Raw genomic sequence first — 21,942 nt, forward strand, 5'->3', positions numbered from 1 at the left:
TTATCTGCGCTTTTCAAGGATAAGATATTAAGCTTTTGGTTTGTAGATAGGGAAATTTACGCCTAAATTAAAGGTTTTTTAACGTTACTTTGATGCCGTGTTCCGGGCGTAGAGTGATAGATGGCTGGGGAACAATTGGGTGTTCTGGCACAAGGTTGAGTTCAAATTTCTGGGAAATTGTTGCTAGCAATAAAACTGCTTCCATTAAGGCAAAACCTTTGCCGATGCAAATTCGAGGGCCATCCCCAAAGGGAAAGTATACTCCCCGTGGAAGCTGTTTTTCGAGGTCGCCGGCCCAGCGTTCTGGTTTAAATTCTTCTGCATCCTCAAAATAACGGGGATGCCGGTGCATTACCCACTGACTCATGATAATCGCGCAGCCAGCCGGCACTTGATAGCCGCCAATTTCGCAGTCTTTAATCGTTTGACGCGCCATAGTCGCCACTGCTGGATAAAGCCGCATGGCTTCCTTGATCACCATATCTGTGTAGCGCAAACGCGGTAAGTCAGCCATCGTAGGGACGCGATTTCCTAATACCTCTCTTAACTCTTCTTGCAATTTAGTTCGCGCTTCAGGATATTGAGATAAAAGCATCCATGTCCATGCTAAAGTATTGGCGGTAGTTTCATGCCCAGCTAATATTAAAGTTGCCGCTTCATCGCGCAACTGTTTATCGGTCATTTTGCTACCATCTTCTTCATCTTGCGCTTGCATTAACATTGAGAGTAAATCTCCTGGATCTTCTCCGCTAACACGGCGCTGATTGATAATGTTGTAAATATTTTTATCCAGCTGCTGGATCGCATTTCTGTAGCGGATATTTTCAGGTCGGGGAAACCATTCCAGAATTAAAAATCCTTGTTTCCGCTTACTTTCAAACCAATCCATCGCCACATCAAGGGCATGGGCTACATCTTTCGCTTCGCCTTCCGTGATATCACTGTTAAATATCGTTTTCATCACAATATTTAAAGTCAGACGCATCATGTCTGCATGGATATCACGAGTTTCCCCGTCTTTCCAGCTTTCAAGCATTCGCTCAGTATAAGCAACCATGACCTCCCCATACCCAGCAATTCGCTTTTGGTGGAAGATCGGTTGAGTAAGGCGTCGCTGGCGAAACCAAGAATCTCCCTCACTGCTTAAAAGTCCTTCGCCTAGCAAGGTTTTTAACGCCTTCAACCCACGACTTTTTACAAATAATTCTCGATCTTTAAGGACATACTGAATATATTCAGGGTTGGCTAGCACGCAGGCTGGTGCTAAGCCTAAGCGGAGGGGGGTAATATCCCCATATTTCTGGACGCATTCCGTCATAAACTCCAGCGGATTACGACCAAAGTCTGCAAGGTTGCCAACTAAGGAATTTCCTTCTGGCCCTGGCAAATCGAAGATATCTTGAGTCATGGTGAATTTTTCTAGATAATACCCTTACTACTTTAATTTATTTTTTATAAATCGAAGTTGAAAAGCTTGTCTTAAAATTCTAAATTTTATTTTTATCTCTTGCAACAGGTAAAGCTTAAAGCTTAAGCATTTTTTTGAATCCACAAAATAAAAAATATCTTTTAATAAATATAAATTCTAATATCACGACTCACTTAAAATTATTATATAAAATTTACTTTTGTGACTTGCTTTTGATTAGATTTTCTTCAGCTTTTAAGCCGACATCAAATCCAAACTCTCCATAGCTTAGCGTTTTGAATCGAAAACCTGTCGCATTCCACCTATCGAAATCAGCGTCTTCATAGGATATGGTTGATTAAGTAGCAGGTTTTTCGTATCCACGTTTCTAATATGGCTCCTGAAACGCATACTATTCCTTACAACTTGATAATGACCGCCGGCGATGTGGCGCTGTTATGGCTTGTGCGGTGCAAAATGCCTAAAACGGTGCAAATTGCCGGCTTCTTCACGTTAGCAACATTTGGGGTAATTGCACCTTTCTTTTTGGGAGAATATGGCTTAGGCATCCTGCAACTGTTAGCTTACGGCATTTTTGTGCACGGGTTTATCGTCCTCACCGGCTTGGCGATTATTCTGCGTTCTTTGTCTCGTAAAATGGCAATGGCGGCGGCTGTGGGGGCGGTATTTTTAGGAACGATTGCTGTCGATGCTTTTGCGATTGAACCCGCTTGGCTGGAGGTGTCTCACGTTCAATTGAGTACACCGAAACTAAAAACCCCTTTAAAAGTTGCGCTTGTCGCTGATTTCCAAACAGATGTGTGGGGGGAATATGAACGGCAAGCGCTACGTTTGACAATGGCAGAAAAACCTGATTTAATACTTTTAGCCGGCGATTATTTGCAGGAATTTGATGAGCAACGTCGGGAAATATTGCGGCAAAAGTTTAATTCTTTTCTCCAACAAATTAACTTTAGCGCACCTTTAGGCACCTATGCGGTTGCGGGCGATACAGAGAGTTTTATCGACCCGACAAACTGGCCGCAGGCGTTTGAGGGGCTGCCAGTGACGGCATTGCGAGAAAAAACGACACTGGTGCTGCCTGAATTTTGCCTCACCGGCTTACCACTGGCTGCTTCCAGAAATCCTCGGTTAAAGGTTGCGCCTTGCGATCGCTTTCACATCGTTTTAGGTCATGCGCCGGACTTTGCGCTGGGTGATGTGGACGCCGATTTGCTGGTTGCCGGCCACACACACGGGGGCCAGGTACGGCTTCCTTTCTTCGGGCCGGTGTTTACCCGTTCCAAAATACCGCGAAGTTGGGCTGCCGGCGTGACGAAACTAACGGGCAATCGCACCCTAATTGTATCGCGGGGAATTGGGATGCAGCGAGGCGTTGCACCGAGGGTGAGATTTTTATGCCGGCCAGAATTAGTCATCATTGAATTGCTTCCCGCTTAGGGGCGAACAGCAGTGGTAAACTTCCTTAATGGTTGCTTATTGCTTTTATGTTTGTTGAGATTGAACCAAATTTTCTTCGCACCATTGCCACCGACTCGGATCGGGTTCCCACGCTGTATTACTCTAAATATTGGCCGGTGAGGCAAGTGTTTTGGATGCGATTGAAGATGATTAATTTTCACTTGCAACGCCTCTCACTTTCCAAAGATGCCTGTCTGGATTTTGGCGGAGGTGGTGGAGTATTTTTACCAACGCTTACGCGTCAGTTCAAGACAGTTTTTTTTCTCGATTTAGAAGATATCGAAGCGCGACAAGTTGCTGAAAAGCATCAGTTAAATAATCTTAAAATCATTAAAGATGATGTAGCGGCTGTCAAAATTCCTCAAGCGTCTTTTGATGCGATTATTGCTGCTGATGTCTTAGAGCATTTTCAGAATTTATCTGTGCCGGCATCTGTCCTGAGAAGTTGGTTAAAACCGGATGGCGTCTTGCTTACTTCCTTGCCAACCGAAAATTTTATTTACACCGGCTTACGCAAAGTTTTTGGAATTACGAAGCCGGCTGATCACTATCACACCGGCAGCGAAGTCGAATCTTATCTGAAATCTCATGGGTTTAAACAAATTCGCCGCACCTTTGTTCCTTTATATTGGAATATATTTCCCCTATTTCTTGTAAGCGCTTGGCAGCGTGATGAAAATTATAGCAATTTATAAAAAAGTAGGATGCTCCAAAAAGTTGCTGTTGTAATTCCCTGCTTTAACGTTAAAAAGCATATTTTGGCAGTCATTGATAAAATTGGATCTGAGGTGGATTTAATTTATGTGATTGATGATAATTGTCCAGAGGCAACAGGCGATTATGTTAATAGCTATTGTCAAGATTCACGGGTAAAAGTTATCTTTCATCAAACGAATAAAGGCGTGGGGGGTGCCGTTGTTTCTGGGTATAGAGAAGCAATCGCTGCCGGCGCAACCATTATTATTAAAATTGATGGCGATGGACAAATGGAACCCGCCTTAATTCCTAAGTTTATTAAACCCATTGCCGGCAATCTGGCAGATTATGTTAAAGGTAATCGATTTTTTGATTTAGATTTACTGGCATCTATGCCGAAGCTAAGGCTAATCGGAAATGCCTTGCTGTCTTTTGTCAGTAAAATGTGCAGTGGATATTGGGATATTATGGACCCGACGAATGGCTATACCGCCATTCATACAAGCGTTTTAAAAATGATTCCTCTGCATAAATTAGATAAAAGATATTTCTTTGAAAGTGATATGCTATTTCGATTAAATACCGTGCGTGCAGTAGTTTATGATCTGCCGATGGCTGCAAAGTACGGTGAAGAAATTAGCCATCTCAAAATTGGTAGAGTTATCTTAGTTTTTCCCTGCAAGTACCTAAATCGTTTCTTTAAACGAATCTTTTACAATTACTTTTTACGAGATTTTAATATTGGTTCGGTTGAATTGATTGTTGCTATCATTTTAATCAGCCTGGGATTAATATTTGGATTATATAATTGGTATTTAAGCATTCAACGAGGAATACCGGCAACCAGTGGTACAGTCATGCTAGCGTCTCTCCCGATTATTCTGGGATTTCAATCCTTATTGGCTGCAATTAACTATGATGTGACAAATGTTCCAAAGATGCCGGTTCACAAAATATGGGAAAACTTAGAATAAAAAGTTGGTAGAAAATATAAATTTATAATGAGACAAAACTGGAAATCGATTGTCAAAACGCCTGAAAAAGCCTTTGTTATTATCAGTGTCATTTTTGGCATTTTATTTTTACTGATAACGCCTCCCTTTCAAGCTGCGGATGAGTATCAGCATTTTTATCGATCTTTTCAGGTATCCCAAGGAGGTTTCATCTCAGAAAAAAAAATCGTTGACTGTCATGGAAGACTGGTTTACACGCCGGCAGCAATTTGTGTGGGAGGAATGCTGCCAAAAAGTGTTCTAATAACCGCGAAACAAGCCTCAACAGTTGATCTCCGTTTTCAACCAGAAAACAAGCAAAAAGTTCAAGATATTATTTCCTTGCTTAATTTACCGCTTAAGCGTCAGGATAAAATTTTTGTACGTTTTCCCAATGCTGCTTTATACTCCCCTATTCCTTACTTACCGCAAGCTTTAGGAATGGCAATTGGGCAATTATTTGGAGTTTCTTCCATAATTATATTCTATTTGGGGAGAGCGGTAAACTTATTGGTTTGGGTGGGACTTATCTATCTAGCGATTAAAGTTACTCCAATTTATAAATGGTTAGTATTTTTATTAGCTTTAACTCCGATGCAACTATTTCAAGCAGCTTCCCTATCTGCGGATGCTTTTACAAATGGTGCCTCATTTCTTTTGGCAGCTATTTTTTTTCAGATAGCTTTTGAACCGGCACCCACTATAAAACCTATTAAAATCCTCAGTATCGCTTTACTTTCTATTTTAATTGGACTATCTAAAACCGCTTATTTCCCGCTAAATTTATTGTATTTTCTCATCCCAATTAAAAAGCTAGGAAGTTTCGTGAAATATTTTATAGGGTTTGCCGGCATAAATTTATTAACTTTGATAGCAATTCTAGCTTGGTCTTCCTTAATCAAAGATTTATATATTCCTCTAAGACCGGCTACAGACAATGTCGTGTTAAGCGAACAGATAAATTATATTTTAAATCATCCAACACAATTTATTTTAACTCAACTCAACACATTTTCAACTTATGGCTTAAATTATCTAGAACAGTTAATTGGAAAACTCGGCTGGTTGGACACCTCATTGCCTAGTTTTCATATAATATCCTATATAATTTTGCTTGTCACAGTTGCCTTAGTTAGCCACAGATCCGATGTTAAAATCTCATTATTTCAAAAAGCAATAACTTTAATCATCATACTTTTAACCGGCTTACTGATTACAACCGCTATGTATCTTGCTTGGACTCCTGTAGGTGCCGGCCTTATAGAAGGCGTACAAGGACGATATTTTATACCCCTCACCCCGCTTTTCTTCTTATTATTTTATAACCAAAAAATCAATATTAATTTAAAAATCCCGAGTTCTACCCTCACCGGCTATGCTCTATTTTCCTGTACCCTGACGGCTGCGATATTATTAAAGAGGTATTATATGTAACATTTCTTCACAATCATGGTACTCAAACCAATTCAGCGCACAAAATTAGACGATACCAGCGATAGCGACTTTTATTCAGTCCCGCGCTTCGTCACCCACGTAGACGAAGGATTTATCGATCAATTAACCAAGCTCTACCGGCAACGCCTCCAACCCAACACACGCATCTTCGACATGATGAGTAGCTGGGTTTCTCATCTCCCAGAAGAGATGAAATTTGCCCACGTTGAGGGACATGGTATGAATGGGGACGAACTCGCCAAAAATCGCCGGCTGGATCATTACTTCCTGCAAAACCTGAACGAAACGCCCAAATTACCCTTACCGGATCAAGAGTTTGACGCCGTTCTCAACTGCGTTTCTGTACAGTATTTACAATATCCAGATGCCGTCTTTTCCGAAATTTACCGTATCCTTAAACCCGGTGGCATTGCCATTATTAGCTTCTCCAACCGGATGTTTTATCAAAAAGCCATTCAAGCGTGGCGAGATGGTTCAGAAACTAACCGAGTTGAACTGGTTAAAAGCTACTTCCAATCAGTCCCAGGATTTAGTAAACCAGAAGTTGTGGCCCATCAATCAAGTGCGCCAAGTTTCCTACAAATGTTAGGAATGGGTGGGGGTGATCCTTTTTATGCCGTCATTGCCAGCCGGCAATCTTAGCAATCAACACTCATTTTTTACGTTCTGCCTGAGAAATAACCTTTTGCGCTTGATCGCACAGATCCTCGTGACAGTGACCATTACTCGCAATGAGGCAACCCCACTGAGTAACATCCCCCTGGTTATACATCAGGGGGGTGCCATCCGCGTGAGTAAACCGGCCCCCAGCTTCGGTCAAAATTAACTCAGGCGCAGCAAAGTCCCAATCCTTCGGCGCACTTTTACCAGAAATCGAAATATAAACATCTGCCTCGTGTTCAACAATCTGGGCGATTTTGCAGCCGATACTGCCGCCGAATCTCTGATTTTTGCAAGGTAAGCGGCGCATTAACTGATTAAAGCGCTCATTTCGGTGGTTGTGGCCGCTGATAATCGTTAATTCCTGTAGGCGTTCCCGTGGGGAGACTTGCAACGGCGTCCGAAATCCCGCCAGATTTTCCACAAAAGCACCGGCACCTAATTGCGCGTAGTACAGCTTACCTTCAGTCGGCCACACAACCACAGCCACCACAGGTCGGCCTTCACAAACGAGGGCGATGTGAACAGCATAATTGCTGGTGCGCTTAATAAACTCGCGGGTGCCATCAATCGGGTCAATGATCCACACCCAAGATTGCGGGACGGGGATAGACTTGTGGGCTGCCGGCAAAGATTTATGAGTCTCCTCCGTGAGAAACCCGAAGTCTTGAGAACCTAAAGCAATGCGTAATTGTTGCAGGATGTAACGATCAACTGCCAGATCGGCACTTGTCACCGGCCCATCTTTTTTCTCCTCAACGCTAAGCCGGCTAGCCCCTGCGCCGTAGGAGTAGGAATGCAGGATCTCAGCCGCCCTCCAGCCTACGGCGCGGGCGATCTGACCTATCTCATCCAAATTCTTTTGATCGGGCAAATCGGGCACCCTAGGAATCCTCACCGATAACCAGGGATGCCGGTTGGAAAGATGCCACCCAATACCGGCGACAACTCCACAACAAGGCAATCCCCACTGCAATATAAATCAAGCCGCGCACCTCAAAGCTAACACCGGCAACCCGCAGGACGATGCCAATGCCCATCATCGCCAAAATCAGGGCAATTGTTTTCGCGCCAAACATTTGAAACACGCTTTTAAACGGGTTAGGCTCTTGCAAAGTTTCCACCCGCTCAATTACCCTGCCGGCAGTGCGATCAAGAATCAATTTTCCTTTCACCAAACCAACGGTGAGGGCTGCTGCGCCTCCGAGAAGATGTCGGGTGTCTAAAAATCCCAGATAGGGAAAATGGAACCAAAACACCAAACCCATGACAAACAGGCCGGCACCAACCAGCGTCCAGATGCCGGCGGCGATCCAAAGATGTTGTGTACGGCTCAAACCGCTTTTTGTGTGAGTGCTTTCCATATTCAAAATTTTAAGATTGAGAAGCTTCACAAAGCAAACATTAGATGCAGCCAAAATGGATACAATTTGCAAAAAAGCTTAACTTACATTGAACGCTCCAGCTCGCCACAGACTCTTTCTTAAACTAAGATTACCGATGTCGTTGTTTTCTTTCCAACTCCGCAACCCTCGGACTCACCCACTTTCCCACTCAGGACTCAGCACTATTTTGTTGTAGGATGAGCATTTTGCGCGTCCCATCAATGCTAATTATGGGATGTTAGTTCTACCGAAGAAGTGACGAGCCTGCGATATGTACGAGAAAATTACTGCCCCCTCCACCGGCGAACGCATCACCTTTGAAAATGGTAAGCCCATTGTCCCAGATAACCCGATCATTCCCTTCATTCGCGGGGACGGTACCGGCGTTGATATTTGGCCGGCATCCCAAAAAGTCCTTGATGCTGCTGTAGAAAAAGCCTACGGCGGCAAGCGGCAAATTAACTGGTTTAAGGTATTTGCCGGTGATGAAGCTTGCGAAAAGTACGGCACTTACCAATATCTGCCCCAAGACACCCTCACAGCGATCAAAGAATACGGCGTGGCCATTAAAGGGCCACTCACTACGCCGGTTGGCGGTGGCATTCGCTCTTTAAATGTTGCCCTGCGGCAAATTTTTGACCTTTATTCTTGTGTGCGCCCTTGCCAATATTATGCCGGCACGCCTTCACCGCACAAAACTCCAGAAAAACTGGATGTAATTATTTATCGGGAAAACACCGAAGATATTTATCTGGGCATTGAATGGCGGCAAGGCAGTGAAATCTGCGACAAATTAATCGCTTTGCTCAATAACGATTTGATTCCTGCCACGCCTGAACATGGCAGCAAGCAAATTCGCCTCGACTCCGGTATTGGCATCAAGCCGGTGAGCAAAACCGGCTCTCAGCGACTCGTACGCCGCGCCATCCAGCACGCCTTGCGCTTGCCCAAAGCCAAGCAAATGGTGACTTTGGTTCATAAGGGCAACATTATGAAGTACACTGAAGGCGCGTTTCGCGATTGGGGTTATGAGGTTGCTACCAGCGAGTTTCGCGCTGAGTGTGTCACCGAACAGGAATCTTGGATCTTAGGCAATAAAGAGCGCAAACCCGATATTTCCCTCGAAGACAACGCCCGTGAAATTGAGCCAGGATTTGATGCTCTAACGCCTGATAAGCAAGCAAAAATTTGTCAGGAAGTGGAAACCGTCCTCAATTCCATCTGGGAAACCCACGGGAATGGGCAATGGAAAGACAAGGTAATGGTGAATGATCGCATTGCCGATAGTATTTTCCAGCAAATTCAAACCAGGCCGGCAGAATATTCAATTCTTGCAACTTTAAACTTAAACGGCGATTACTTATCTGATGCCGCAGCCGCGATTGTTGGCGGTTTGGGTATGGGTCCCGGTGCAAATATTGGCGATTCATCTGCAATTTTTGAAGCCACCCACGGCACCGCCCCCAAGCACGCCGGTTTAGATCGGGTGAATCCCGGTTCGGTGATTTTATCCGGGGTAATGATGCTGGAATTTATGGGCTGGCAAGAAGCCGCCAATCTGATTAAGAAGGGTTTGGGGGATGCCATTTCTAACCGGCAAGTCACTTACGATTTAGCCCGGTTAATGGAACCGCCGGTGGAACCGCCGCTCAAGTGTTCTGAGTTTGCCGAGGCAATTATTCAACACTTTTGAAGAGGGGCATGGGGCATGGGGCATGGGACTAGAGGCTAGCGAAGAGAGGGAGAGTGGGACTTCATCCAATGCCCAATCCCCATACCTTTAGGTTGGCGAAGCCTTGCCCAATGCCCCATTCCCTCACCTTGTCGGATTTGAGAACGTATTGATTTGACCGTTACCAATGCCGCCCGGTGCTGCATTATTCAGTTGTGAGTTAGGCTGAGCCGGCTGCAGTCCTGGCGTCCCGTAGTTAATGGGAGATCCGGGGTTGATGCCCGTGCTTGGGGTATTCAAACTGGGTAAAGGTGATTGCCCGTAGTTATTCTGGCTCGCCGGCAATCCTTGCGGTTGCGCCCCAGGTGCGTTAAAGCCTGGGTAAACCGGCTGCCCGTAGTTGTTGGGAATGCCGCTGACTCCCGGTTGTGTTCCTGGTGCGTTAAAACCGGGGAAAGCCGGCTGGCTGGTGTTCGTGGGAACACCTGGCCTAATTTGGGGCTGTACAGGACTATTGGAGGTTGGTAACGGGGCTGGGGCTGTGATGGTCGGTAATGGCGATTGTTGTCCCAAATTGCTGGGTGTAACCGTCGGTGCCGATGGTGCCAGGTTTACGGAGTTTGGTGCGGTGGGGGTAGATGGGGAGCCGGTTAAAAACTGGTAGGAATTATCGGGGGCTGTATTCGCCCCTGTCCCTGGCGTCAAAGTCGTGTCTGGCGCGCCGTAATTCGTTGAGGGAGCGATCTGTCCCGGTAACGTAGGAGTCAGCGAAGAATTGATGCCATCTGTGCCCATAGGGCTAAGCCGGCCTGGATCTCGTCCGGGTCTTGGGCCTCGGTATGGCGGGTTAAATCCATCTAAACTCCCACCCGCTGGCGTGACTCCTGGCTTGTTGGGAAATGACTGGGCGACGCCTGTAAATCCTGCGTTAAAAGCGGCTTCAGTCTCAGTGCCGGTATCGCTATTCGCGGAAGGTAGCGACGATGAATTTTGGCCGAGCTTGTACCTGTCCAAAGCCGATTGCAGGGGGCTGGCAGGAGGCAAGTTGCCACTTCCACCCGTGGCGTTTAGCAAGCTGTTGCCTAAACTTGTGTCATAGATTTGCCCCGCTGATGGCATCGCGCTAGGAATTCCTGTGTCATACCGCGCTGGGGAGGAATTGCCTTTAATCGGTGCGGTTGCTAAGGGTGAGCCGGCTAACAGATTTGCAGTTTCTGGCCCGATTGCATTGGGGTTTTTCTGTGGATCAACCGATTTGGTTTCCTCCTTTCCAGTCTTTGGGTTCAGCCCAAGGCTTTGTTCCAGCAGACTTTTAGAATTTGCTGACATTGGCTGTTTGCCGGCAGCATCCCCACCTTTCGACTCTTTAAGCAGCGCCGACGAGCGCTCAATCTCAGCGATTCTGGCCTTTTCTTCGGGCGACAGTGCGGTTGCGTCGGATTCCTCTGCCCCTATTTGCTTTGGAATGAGTTCGGCAAATTGCTCTGGGTTCGCCAAATACTCAAACATTAACAGTCCCACTAGCACCAGAAATCCTACTGGTCCCCAAACAGCCGGTCGTAATAGGGTTCGCATTTTGGCTCTGATGTTGCGGATCGAGTTAGGCATTTGGTTGTGAGGTGACATAGGTTAAGCGCAGTTTGATCTGGCACGGAAGGGGCAGAAATTTTACACTGACATTGATGCCAATGGGAGCATCCCATTTTTGCAAACTTATCGTACGGGCATCTTGCCCGCTTGTCGTCATCTGTGGCACTAAGATGCTCGCACTCCAATATTTTGGCAAATCCCAGATGCACCCGATGCCAATTGTCTGGCTGCCGGCTAGAGCGACAACAAGCGCCGGTGGGAAAGTGTCTCCAAAAGGAAGGTTGAGTGTGATTACATCCTAGCCTTGAATTTGTCTTTAAGGGATTTTAACTTCCAACCTTCTTAAAGTCTATCTACCCAACGATTCTAAATCACGTCTATCTAAACTTGCATCCACCCTTACAAACTTTCTTCATCAGCAGCTTGGTTTTGTCTCTTTAGCCTCTCTAAAACTTATTGTGATACCCGCACTAACAAGACTGCTCCCATCACAAAGCCGCACAGGGTTGGCAACCAGCCGGCTATCACAGGAGAGATCACCCCGCTCAACCCCAACGCATCGCCAATCGACATCAATAAATAGTAAGTAAAGACTAATAAAACACTAACGCCAAAGCCTGTGGCTTTGCTGGTTCGCTGTGGTTTAGTCCCTAATGCCGCACCGACTAGGGCAAAGGCAACACACGCAAAGGGCAGGGAATATTTCTGTTGAATGCGGATAATCAGCTTGCGAATTTTCTTTTCTTTTCCGCTCTGTTGCAGCAGTTTTAAATACTCTTGGGACTCTGCAATATTCATCTCGTTATAATCCCGGTCTTTTGAAGCCAGATCAAACGGGGCGCGAGAAAGATTTAATTCTTGTTCCTCAAATTTTAAAATATTACGGTACGAACCGTCTGGTGCGACAATATAAATGGTGCCATTAAAAAAGTTCCACGTATTTGTTGTGTTATTCCAACTTGCTGATTCTGAGACTAAAATCTGATTAATGTTCTCCTGTGACCGATCTAAAATTGTCAAGCCTTTCATTTTTTGACCATCAAATTCTTCTGCATAAAATAAGCGCGTAAGAACTTCTTGTTTTTTGCCATTTGCTTGCTTGACTTGACTAAATTCTGGATAAATAATATTTTTCTCTTGAAATACTTTTGTATCTTGTTTCAACGCTCGCTCTAAGGTAATAGACGCTTCATAATTGGCAGCCGGCACAATAAGTTCATTAAAAAAAAAGGTCATCGCTGTAACGAAAACACTCAGCACCAGAGCCGGTGTGATCAATCGGTAAATACTGATGCCGCAGCTGCGTAGGGCAATTAGCTCGCTGTCACTCGATAGCCGGCTGTAGGTCAGTAAGGATGCTAGCAGCATTGACATGGGGAAAGCGAGAACGACGAAATAAGGAAGCTTTAATAGCAAAATTTTCATCGCCAGCGTCATTGGCAAGCCGGCTTCTGTTACCTTCCGCACCAAGTCAAACATTGACCCAATGGCTACCCCTACGGACGAAAAAGCTCCCACTCCAAATAGAAATGGCGGCAATAACTCCATTACAATATAGCGATCCATGACCGAAATTCTAGGAGTTAGCCAGCTAAGTGAATGGAAGGATTTGGACAGGCTTAATCTCATGTTTTGCGGCTGGGGATTGAGGTGTGAGGAAAAAGAGAGAAATTAATAGTTTTCTAACCACAGATAAACCCAGATGGGTTATAAAAATTTTCAACTTTTGCCAAAAATTTGGTTATGAAGACCGGCAGGGTGATTGGATAATTTAAGTGAGTGATCAAACATTGAAAGTTTATTAAGTTATGGATTTTACCAGTAAATCCCCACTTTAAAATCTAAAATGAGCCGGCTATCGCTGGAAGCTTTCACCTAAGTAGTATTGTCGAACGAGGGGATTGTTATAGAGTTCCTCTGCATTGCCGGCAGCTAAGATTTGGCCATCGCGCATAATGTAGGCACGATCAGTAATGGCGAGAGTTTCTCGGACGTTGTGATCGGTAATCAGGATGCCGATTTGGCGCTCTCGCAGTCCCGCGACAATTTGCTGAATTTCTGCCACAGCGATCGGATCGACACCGGCAAACGGTTCATCAAGCAGCAAAAATGTTGGCCCGGCTTGTCCAGCTGCCAATGCTCTCGCGAGTTCGGTGCGTCGGCGTTCTCCGCCAGATACTTGAATGCCGGCGGTGTAAGCAACTTTTTCCAGGCGGAACTCTCGCAACAAATAATCTAAACGCTGCTGCCATTCGTGACGGGGAACGCCGGTTTGCTCTAATACCAGTAAAATATTCTCCCGAACGCTCAATTGACGAAAGATACTGGCTTCTTGAGTTAAGTAGCCAATGCCAAGCTTTGCCCGTTTGTGCATCGGCAGGTGGGTAATATCAACGTCATCTAGCCAAACGGTGCCCTGATTGGGTTTGATCAAGCCGGTGGTAATATAAAACGTTGTTGTCTTACCGGCACCGTTGGGTCCTAGTAATCCTACAACTTCGCCTTGCGCCACTGACAAGTTAACGCGGTTGACAATGACGCGCTTGCCATAGGATTTGTGAACATTTTCAAGCCAAATTTTCATTGGGGATTTGTGATAGATGATTCGCGAGAGGGTGATGGGAGATTTCTGCCGGTTTGTGCCCTCTCTCTATCCTCATTTGACATTAAAATTCAGGCGTTGCCGGCGCGGTTTGAGTACCAGGTGCAGCGGCGTTTTCTTCTGGAACCAGATAAATTGATTCGACTTGCCGGTTTGATTTTGGAAGTGCGATAAATCGCCCCTCATCAATCAGGTAAACAATGTTTTCACCCCGCAAACTGTTACCTTCCTGCAAAACATAAACATCGCCGCTCAACACGATGCGGCGTTCTTTGCTGAAATATTGCGCTTGCGCAGCTGTAGCTTGAATTTGTCTTGCTGGATAATCGATTTGCACGTTCCCACGCGCTGTGACCACCCCAGTTTTGGCGTCAGCTTCTTGAATATCAGATCGCAGCGTCAGCGGTCTATCCACTGCTGCTGGGTTTGTTTGGGGATAGGTGGGAGCAATACTCCCAAATAAAGCCGCCACCGGCAACATCAAGGTTAATCCGAGGCGTAGCATCAGTAAACCAGGCAGTTTTGCAAATGACATCATGGATTGTGAGGCTGAGGAGGAACAAGCGGTGCGGAACTAGCTTTCAGGCTGAGGATCGCCTGACAGGCTGCTGTAGGTAGTTTAACGTGTCCGGTGAAGACTCTATCGAGATCCCTACAGATGTGGTTGGCACTCGCCAAGCTATCACAATTTTGACGTTGCCAGATTTAGTGAGGGTTCCGCATCTTAAGTGCTGAGTCCTGAGTCCTGAGTCCTGAGTGGGGAAGTAGAGAAGTAGAGGTTATGGCTTTCTTACCGGCCTTATTCGTTGGGTGCAGGAAATCGGGCAATTTGAGGGCGCTGTAAAGAAGAATTACTTCCTTGACTCAGCTGTAGGGCGAAATCTGCTACATTTTCTGGCCCTGCTTGTTGCAATTCGCTCAACAGATCGGCACTTTGCTTGAGTAAGCGATTGACATCTATATCAAAATATGGATGCTGATATTTTCGCAACCGGCTGATGCCTTCTCCCAGCAAAATTACGGCTCCGCGCCAGTTATGATTGCCCAGATGATAGAGGGCAACGGCAATTTGTAGCACTCCCTGGTAAAAAGTGCGTTCGGGTTCGGACGCCTCCATCCATAAAGCCTCTAGGGTGTCGTGGCAGGCGTAGAATTCTTGCCGGTTGAACTGCTCGACGCCTTGCCAAAACTCATCAGGGATCGGTTCACTCATCCCATGCTTTCTCTAATTTCTTTGACTTGTTCAATCGTCATTGTTTGCGATGGGCCGGCAAAATCATTTTCTGGGGTAAGGAATAGCATACAGTGGCACTCTTTGCGCTCGCGCATCGGCACGCAAGGACAGTTCCAGTAGGCAGCAGCGACTTCGGCTTCTTTATCTTCGTAGTGCCGGCACGGACACAGGGGCGAACCGAGGTCATCTTTGTTTTTGGCCAATCCTTCGATCACCACAGCCGTTACTGAAGGTTCTGAACAGAAGTAGGTGCCGGTGCGCTGGGCGTAAGTTTGGGAAAACTGCACCATTGCTTCTAGGCTTTTATCGCTGGATTTGTTGTCGGTGTCTGTTGGAGAGGTCATTAGCTTTGACTATAAGAGGAGATTATATTTATTGCATTGTACCGCACGGCTTAGGCCGGCAGTATGAAGTGGGGCATGGGGCATGGGACTAGGGATTTGAAGAGGCTAATCAGATTTAAGGTTTTTTAGGAAACTGCTTCTGGGAAATTTGGGGCTAAAACCGGCTTAGAGGTTCTTGCAGTTGTAAATCCAAGGCTCGATCTGGGCGGATCTCAATCCCTGGACGATCCCGCTTGATAATGGTGTTTTCTTCTTGAGGGAGGGAAGCGGCTGCCGGCCATAAAAGCCATCGGCTGCCAGGGGGAAGGCTGCTTAGACTTACAGGATTTTGAGTTAACCAAATTAAGGGCATCTCCGGCAAGCCATTGGGAGGGGGATCTTCACCGGCACTTGTGGCAGCCAGGGTTTCTAACACCACTTGATGTCCTTGAATTAGGCCGGTTTGAGCGGTCCAAACGCTGGCATTTAACCCGGCACGGCTGGCGTAAAAGTATAACGATGCCGCTGCAATGACAGCCGCTTCAAAATCATCCTGCTGCCACGAGCCGGCGCTGTCGAGGCTAATCACGATTTGCTGTCCGCCGGTGGAAATTTCTAATTCGCGCACCCGCATTTCGCCGTAACGGGCACTGGTACGCCAGTGGATCAGACGAATCGGATCTCCAAATCGGTAAGGGCGCAGGGTTCGGGTAATGCCTTCGGTTCCCAATTGCTGCCGGCGATCACTGTACAGCAAGGCGCTGTCTTCTTTGCCCATTTCGTCTACCAGTGGGCAAACCTTTAAAGGAAACACGGTGGGATAAACAATCGCCGTGGCTTTGGCTTGACGCGATCGCCGGCACCAGAATAACCCTAACGGGGCTGCCGTCCTCAAATGAATCTCATCCCACCGATAGACGCCCCGGCGTTCGGTGGGGTGGTAGTATACCAAATGATGTATGCCTTGGGGAGGGATCGCTTCAACTGCAACGGGTTTCGGCTGCCCTAAGACATAAGGGAAAATGTCATAGACTTGCAGCAGTGTCTTGGTTTGTTCAGTTGGGTTTTCTATCTCGATTTCAATGCTCAGTTGGTCGCCGACACTCACCGGCTCAATCGGACGACGGCGAACTTGCAGCGGGCGCAGCGTCCGAATCGGCAAAGTCATGGCAATGCCCAAAATGGCAAGACTGATGCCGCTGATCGCGTACAACCACCCAGCCATTGTATTAGTGCCGGCGGCAAAGTAGAAGAGGGCCAGCCCACCCAGCAGCCAACCCGCGAAGGCCGGCGTTACCCAGTGGGTTTCCAACCAATCGGTGATTTGCGTGGTTAGCCTCTCGGCGAACTGATAAAACATTTTCATCGCAAGTCTATTTTGTCTAAGTTGGCCAACAAGTTAACAGATTTTGGTCGAAAAAAAATCTTTTAAGGTTCTATGAGGTCGCGGCTTGGGAAATAAAATTTAACAACTTAATTTGAAAACTTTTTAGCGCCTTGGCTTGATTCCTGAAATGAATTTCTTTGCTGGCTTCGCTGTTTTTAGGGCAATTTGATAGCAAATTATCACAAGAAACCTGTGGCAGTGTTTTTGATGTTCAGCAACACTCACTAGCATCAAGTTTACACCCGATTGACGATTTTTTATAATTTAAGTATATTCACGAATGAGTGCTGAGCCGAATAGAATGGTCTCAACTCCAGAAAGTTACAGCGATTAATCTTAAAAAGTCTTCCATTCGTTGCCATAAATCTCGCCTCGAAACCGAAAAGAAAATGAACCAAATAAATGCTGGTGCAGTACCCGGATCTCAGGCTCAGCCCTCCCACAAAACACCACCGCCACCCCCACCGCTCAAACCGCCGGTAGGGCAAGCGCAAAGCGTCAGCCACGGCACGATTACGATTGAGCAAATGGTAAAAGAGGCTTACGCACGCAAAGCCTCTGACATTCATATTCGAGTTGGCCAAGTTCCCAGAATTCGGGTTCGCGGTGAGATGATCCCGGTTGCAGAACACGGGAAGACGACACCACAAATCTATGAACAGTATCTGGCGGAAATTTTAACACCGGCTCAGAGAAAACAGTTTGTAGAAACAAAAGAACTGGATACAGCAATTTTTTATCCCGGCTTTTTGCGCTGCCGGGTCAACTGTTTTGATTCCCTGACTGGTGGTGCGATCGTGCTGCGGTTAATCACCCTGCACATCCCTTCCATTGAAGAATTAAAGTTGCCAGAAGTACTGAAAAAAATTATCTCCAATCATCAAGGACTAATTTTAGTCACAGGGCCAACAGGTTCCGGGAAATCGACCACAATGGCGGCGATGATCCGTCATTTAAACGAAACCTCTGCCAAACACATTGTCACGATTGAAGATCCCATTGAATACGTTCATCCCAGCCAAAAGTGCTTGATTAGTCAGCGAGAAGTGGGATTACACACCTTTGATTTTCACTTAGCTTTAAGGGCAGTTTTACGGGAAGATCCGGACGTGATTCTGATTGGGGAAATGCGTGATCGTCTCACCATTAATACAGCCTTGCAAGCTGCCCAAACCGGCCACTTAGTATTAGGAACCCTTCACACTCGCAGCGCCATCAACTCGATTAACCGTTTGTTAAACCTCTACAATCCAGAGGAACAGCCGGCGATGCGAATTCAAATTACCGAATCTCTTGTGGCTGTCATCGCTCAGTTGCTGCTACCTACTACCGATGGTCGTCGCACGGCAGTTCACGATATTTTAGTTAACACGCCGGCGATGAAAGATTACCTGCTTAAAGGTAATGAAGATGACGCCTTCCACTTGATGTCAACTGACACCATTGAAGGAATGCAAATCATGAACGTCGCCCTCTACGAGCAAGTGCTAAATGGCCGAATTACCATCGAAGACGCCCTAGGTGTTTCGCCAGATATCGGCGATCTTGAACGGCGGATGCGAACCGGCGGCTTCGACTCTTCTAATTCACCTCGGAATTGGAGTTAAACTGCGAAGATTGTGAGACAAAGTTGGGGCGGGGGTTGAGCCGACAGTAAGATCTCATCCAACCCTTCGCCTTTACAACTTTGCATCTTTGAGGACGGATTACTATAAAAGTCCGTCCCATTGGGGTTAGTCGATACTTTTCAAGGCTCAATTATAAAATAAGAATTTTTCAAGACTTTCTTTCTTCTAATATTGAGCCTTATTTTATTGTAGCTATAGCAATCCTCTGTGCTTGGTTAATCATCATCAACAAAGAAATGCTTGGAGTGCCGGCATCTCCCACGCTAGAAATCTGACAATCAATTCAGGATTGCTCTAACTAATTTTTTATCAGCGCTCACATCATACTTGCAGACATCAATTCCTCAGTCATTTCAAAGTTTGCAGTGGCATTTTGCACATCATCTAAATCTTCCAAAGCATCCATTAATTTGAGCAGAGATCGAGCGTGTTCTGGATCGGTAACTTGCAGTGTATTGCTAGGAATCCAGCGCAATTCAGACTTATTTACCCTATAGCCTTTATTTTGTAAAACTTGGCTAAGATTTTCTAGGTTTATGGCTTCAGTAAAAACTTCAGCACCCTCTGTGTCTTCATCAATTTCTGTCAGTTCATAATGCTCAGCACCGGCTTCCAGAGAAGCCTCTAATAGCTGATCTTCATCAATCGCACCGGCAATCGTGACAACGCCTTTTTGGTCAAACATCCAACCAACACAGCCGGTTTCGCCCAAATTGCCGCCATTTTTACTAAATGCCGCTCTTAAATCCGCTGCGGTGCGATTGCGATTATCAGTAAGTGCTTCGATGAGAATTGCCACGCCACCGACACCGTAACCTTCATAGCGAATTGCTTCCAGACTATCGCCTTCTGATCCCCATTTACCGGCACCTTTAGCGATCGCTCGGTCAATATTCTCATTAGGAATTCCAGCCGCCTTTGCCTTGTCAATCGCCGTTCGCAATTGAAAATTGCCGGCGGGATCGGGGACACCGCTACGCGCAGCTACAATAATTTCGCGAGAGATTTTCGTAAAAATCTTGCCCTTGACGGCATCTACTCTCGCCTTTTGGCGCTTGATGTTCGCCCATTTACTATGTCCTGCCATAAATGTCGGTTAAACTATTGAAGGTTACACCTTTTATTAGGATAGTTGTTAGTTGTTATAATCACAGTTTATCAAATTACCACGTCTTGCCGGCACTTTTCAAGACTTAATAGAGCGGCAATTGTTTGCGGTAATACGAAAGAGTGTCATATTTTCAGGTTAATCCTATATTTTGCCCATCTAAAGCCAGCACTTTATTACTCAGAAGTTATATAAACTCACATCCTTGAGGTTTCCTCGAAACCGACGGCTGGGCAAGCCTTAGTGATAGCCATCAGTGCCGATGAGTTTGCACCCACCCCCCAAACCCTGCTAGCTGTCGCATTTAGCATTCAAGCACCTGTAGTCGGCACCGTAAGCCAAAATTTATTAGCAATACTCCCTAGGATAGTTTTATTTAACTCAACAGATATGTATTCTGTAAACAAACAATCAGGCAGTACCTCTTAATCTAAAAATCTAAATATCAAATTATTAAGGGAGAATTTACGGTGAAAAATGGGGCATATTATTTAGGTGAAGGACGTTGTGAATTTAGAGTTTGGGCACCCACTCTCAAAGAGGTAGCTGTACATATTGTTTCTCCTGATGATCGATTACTTTCAATGGAGCAGGATGAGCAAGGATATTGGAAAGTAACCGCTGAAAATATTAATTCTGGTACACTATATTTTTATAAATTAAACGGAAAAAATGATAGACCCGATCCAGCATCGGACTTTCAACCAAAAGGAGTTCACGGGCCTTCTCAAGTAATTGATCGCAATAATTTTGCTTGGAATGACACGAATTGGTCGGGCATTCCTATAGAAGAAATAATTATTTATGAATTACACGTCGGGACTTTCACCGATGAAGGGACTTTTGAAGCAATGATTCCCCGGCTAAAAGATTTAGTTGAGTTGGGTGTTAATGCAATTGAAATTATGCCGGTGGCACAATTTCCAGGCGAACGCAACTGGGGTTATGACGGCGTATTTCCCTATGCCGTGCAAAATTCTTATGGTGGCCCTGAAGGGTTGAAAAAGCTTGTTAATGCCTGCCATCAGGAAGGCATTTCAGTTATTCTTGATGTCGTCTACAATCACCTTGGCCCTGAAGGAAATTACTTTCCTGAATTTGGCCCTTATTTTACAGATAAATACCGGCCAGTTTGGGGAGAAGCACTCAATTTTGACGATCAATACAGTGATGAAGTCCGTGATTTTTTTCTGAACAACGCTCTGTATTGGTTTGAGAATTATCACATTGATGCCCTGCGATTAGATGCAATTCAAGCAATTTTTGAAGTTGGTGCCCGACCATTTCTACAAGAACTCGCAACAGCCACAGACAGCCTTTCCCAACAGCTAGGGCGGAAACTTTATTTAATTGCAGAAAGCGATTTAAATGATGTTCGAGTTCTTCGTCCAAAAGAATTAGGTGGTTTTGCGCTAGATGCTCAGTGGTGTGATGATTTCCATCATTCACTTCACGCTTTGCTAACCGGAGAAAGCGACAGATATTATCAGGATTTTGGGAAATGCGAACATCTGGAAAAAGCGTTTAAAGAAAGCTTTGTTTACTCCGGGCAGTATGCCCCCCACAGAAAACGAAAGCATGGAAATTCCGCTAAAGATCAGCCAGGTGAGCAATTTGTGGTGTTTTCCCAAACCCATGATCAGATCGGCAATCGCATTTTAGGAGATCGATTATCTAAATTACTGTCCTTTGAAGGGGTGAAATTAGCAGCCGGCATCGTCTTAATTTCTCCTTACATCCCGTTTCTTTTTATGGGTGAAGAATATGGAGAGGAAGCTCCTTTTTTATATTTTGTCAGCCATTCAGAAGAGCCGTTGATAGAAGCCATACGGAAAGATAAACAAAACGAATTTAAAGCGTTTGAAGGGCGTGGAGAATTTCAAGATCCACAAAGTCCTGAGACTTTTCAAAATTGCAAGCTGAATTGGGAAAAGAAACAGGAAGGCGAACACAAAGCTCTCTGGGGCTGGTATCAACGATTAATTCAGCTACGCCGAACCATTCCAGCCCTGAAAAAGTTGGATAAGGAAAGTTTAGAAGTCTCTAGCATTGAAGAGGAAAAAATTATATTTTTGCGACGTTGGAGTGAGGATAGCCAGATATTTTGCATTATGAACTTTAATCATAAAGATGTCACTTGCCCAGTCAATATTCCAGCCGGCAACTGGCAAAAGATTTTGGATTCTTCTGAGACAGAATGGATGGGTGCCGGCTCCACATTACCCGATAGTATCGAATCGGCACAAAAATTGACTGTGAACTCACAAAGTTTTACACTATACGAAATTAAATCGTAGTCGTAGCTATAATTCAAAATTAA

21 protein-coding genes are annotated in these 21,942 nt (G+C 45.5%); 9 read left to right on the plus strand and 12 right to left on the minus strand.

Annotation, left to right across the window (positions count from 1 at the left end; translation table 11 throughout):
* Window positions 1–67: 67 nt before the first annotated feature.
* Window positions 68–1,408, minus strand: coding sequence for a cytochrome P450 (locus tag H6F56_RS11390; protein WP_190667891.1), 1,341 nt, complete (start codon window positions 1,406–1,408; stop codon window positions 68–70).
* Between the two features lie 393 nt (window positions 1,409–1,801).
* On the opposite strand from H6F56_RS11390, the gene H6F56_RS11395 reads away from it, so the two are divergent.
* Genes H6F56_RS11395 through H6F56_RS11415 form a run of 5 tightly spaced genes read left to right on the plus strand, consistent with a single transcriptional unit; the run spans window position 1,802 to window position 6,675 of the window.
* On the plus strand, window positions 1,802–2,869 hold the full coding sequence (locus tag H6F56_RS11395; protein ID WP_190667893.1) for a metallophosphoesterase: 1,068 nt from the start codon (window positions 1,802–1,804) through the stop codon (window positions 2,867–2,869).
* 47 nt (window positions 2,870–2,916) lie between these two features.
* Window positions 2,917–3,585, plus strand: a complete 669-nt coding sequence (locus H6F56_RS11400; protein WP_190667895.1) for a class I SAM-dependent methyltransferase — start codon at window positions 2,917–2,919, stop codon at window positions 3,583–3,585.
* A gap of 9 nt (window positions 3,586–3,594) precedes the next feature.
* The gene (locus H6F56_RS11405; protein WP_190667896.1) at window positions 3,595–4,560 is read left to right on the plus strand and encodes a glycosyltransferase family 2 protein; all 966 of its coding nucleotides are present in this window, start codon (window positions 3,595–3,597) and stop codon (window positions 4,558–4,560) included.
* A gap of 27 nt (window positions 4,561–4,587) precedes the next feature.
* Window positions 4,588–6,012, plus strand: a complete 1,425-nt coding sequence (locus H6F56_RS11410; RefSeq protein ID WP_190667897.1) for a DUF2142 domain-containing protein — start codon at window positions 4,588–4,590, stop codon at window positions 6,010–6,012.
* A 15-nt stretch (window positions 6,013–6,027) separates the two neighbouring features.
* Complete coding sequence (locus H6F56_RS11415; RefSeq protein WP_190667898.1) at window positions 6,028–6,675, plus strand: class I SAM-dependent methyltransferase; 648 nt, start codon at window positions 6,028–6,030, stop codon at window positions 6,673–6,675.
* Between the two features lie 10 nt (window positions 6,676–6,685).
* On the opposite strand, the gene H6F56_RS11420 is transcribed toward H6F56_RS11415, so the two are convergent.
* Window positions 6,686–7,567 (minus strand): 3'(2'),5'-bisphosphate nucleotidase CysQ family protein, encoded by an 882-nt coding sequence (locus tag H6F56_RS11420; RefSeq protein ID WP_190667899.1) that lies wholly within the window; start codon window positions 7,565–7,567, stop codon window positions 6,686–6,688.
* 10 nt (window positions 7,568–7,577) lie between these two features.
* Window positions 7,578–8,057: a hypothetical protein gene (locus H6F56_RS11425; protein ID WP_190667900.1), complete on the minus strand. Its 480-nt coding sequence runs from the start codon at window positions 8,055–8,057 to the stop codon at window positions 7,578–7,580.
* 292 nt (window positions 8,058–8,349) lie between these two features.
* Between H6F56_RS11425 and H6F56_RS11430 the strand changes: the two genes are divergently transcribed.
* Window positions 8,350–9,771 carry an NADP-dependent isocitrate dehydrogenase gene (locus tag H6F56_RS11430; RefSeq protein WP_190667901.1) on the plus strand — a complete coding sequence of 474 codons (1,422 nt, stop codon included), beginning with the start codon at window positions 8,350–8,352 and terminating at the stop codon, window positions 9,769–9,771.
* Window positions 9,772–9,894: 123 nt separating this feature from the next.
* Here H6F56_RS11430 and H6F56_RS11435 read toward each other — a convergent pair whose 3' ends face one another.
* Both H6F56_RS11435 and H6F56_RS11440 read right to left on the minus strand, forming a co-directional pair.
* Entirely contained in the window at window positions 9,895–11,376 is a 1,482-nt protein-coding gene (locus tag H6F56_RS11435) for a hypothetical protein (RefSeq protein ID WP_190667902.1), read from the minus strand.
* Window positions 11,351–11,497 (minus strand): hypothetical protein, encoded by a 147-nt coding sequence (locus H6F56_RS11440; RefSeq protein WP_190667904.1) that lies wholly within the window; start codon window positions 11,495–11,497, stop codon window positions 11,351–11,353. Before H6F56_RS11440 ends, H6F56_RS11435 begins: the two co-directional genes overlap by 26 nt.
* A 13-nt stretch (window positions 11,498–11,510) precedes the next feature.
* On the opposite strand from H6F56_RS11440, the gene H6F56_RS26840 reads away from it, so the two are divergent.
* On the plus strand, window positions 11,511–11,642 hold the full coding sequence (locus tag H6F56_RS26840) for a hypothetical protein (RefSeq protein ID WP_255513707.1): 132 nt from the start codon (window positions 11,511–11,513) through the stop codon (window positions 11,640–11,642).
* A 151-nt stretch (window positions 11,643–11,793) separates the two neighbouring features.
* On the opposite strand, the gene H6F56_RS11445 is transcribed toward H6F56_RS26840, so the two are convergent.
* The 6 genes from H6F56_RS11445 to H6F56_RS11470 form a co-directional block, all read right to left on the minus strand.
* Window positions 11,794–12,969 (minus strand): LptF/LptG family permease, encoded by a 1,176-nt coding sequence (locus tag H6F56_RS11445; RefSeq protein WP_190667906.1) that lies wholly within the window; start codon window positions 12,967–12,969, stop codon window positions 11,794–11,796.
* Window positions 12,970–13,195: 226 nt separating this feature from the next.
* A complete protein-coding gene (lptB, locus tag H6F56_RS11450) occupies window positions 13,196–13,924 on the minus strand; it encodes an LPS export ABC transporter ATP-binding protein (RefSeq protein ID WP_190667908.1) in 729 nt (242 codons plus the stop codon).
* Window positions 13,925–14,006: 82 nt separating this feature from the next.
* Entirely contained in the window at window positions 14,007–14,480 is a 474-nt protein-coding gene (locus H6F56_RS11455; RefSeq protein WP_190667910.1) for an LptA/OstA family protein, read from the minus strand.
* Window positions 14,481–14,741: 261 nt separating this feature from the next.
* Window positions 14,742–15,155, minus strand: coding sequence for a DUF309 domain-containing protein (locus H6F56_RS11460; RefSeq protein ID WP_190667912.1), 414 nt, complete (start codon window positions 15,153–15,155; stop codon window positions 14,742–14,744).
* Window positions 15,152–15,520, minus strand: a complete 369-nt coding sequence (locus tag H6F56_RS11465) for a ferredoxin-thioredoxin reductase catalytic domain-containing protein (RefSeq protein ID WP_190667914.1) — start codon at window positions 15,518–15,520, stop codon at window positions 15,152–15,154. Before H6F56_RS11465 ends, H6F56_RS11460 begins: the two co-directional genes overlap by 4 nt.
* A gap of 154 nt (window positions 15,521–15,674) precedes the next feature.
* Window positions 15,675–16,865, minus strand: coding sequence for a DUF58 domain-containing protein (locus tag H6F56_RS11470; RefSeq protein WP_242031955.1), 1,191 nt, complete (start codon window positions 16,863–16,865; stop codon window positions 15,675–15,677).
* A 410-nt stretch (window positions 16,866–17,275) separates the two neighbouring features.
* Here H6F56_RS11470 and H6F56_RS11475 point away from each other — a divergent pair, with 410 nt between their 5' ends.
* Entirely contained in the window at window positions 17,276–18,493 is a 1,218-nt protein-coding gene (locus H6F56_RS11475; protein WP_190667916.1) for a type IV pilus twitching motility protein PilT, read from the plus strand.
* A gap of 337 nt (window positions 18,494–18,830) precedes the next feature.
* Here H6F56_RS11475 and H6F56_RS11480 read toward each other — a convergent pair whose 3' ends face one another.
* A complete protein-coding gene (locus H6F56_RS11480) occupies window positions 18,831–19,601 on the minus strand; it encodes a YebC/PmpR family DNA-binding transcriptional regulator (protein WP_190667918.1) in 771 nt (256 codons plus the stop codon).
* Between the two features lie 491 nt (window positions 19,602–20,092).
* On the opposite strand from H6F56_RS11480, the gene treZ reads away from it, so the two are divergent.
* Window positions 20,093–21,919: a malto-oligosyltrehalose trehalohydrolase gene (gene treZ, locus H6F56_RS11485; protein ID WP_190667920.1), complete on the plus strand. Its 1,827-nt coding sequence runs from the start codon at window positions 20,093–20,095 to the stop codon at window positions 21,917–21,919.
* Window positions 21,920–21,942 lie beyond the last annotated feature (23 nt).

This window comes from Microcoleus sp. FACHB-672 (assembly GCF_014695725.1).
GTDB lineage: Bacteria > Cyanobacteriota > Cyanobacteriia > Cyanobacteriales > Oscillatoriaceae > FACHB-68.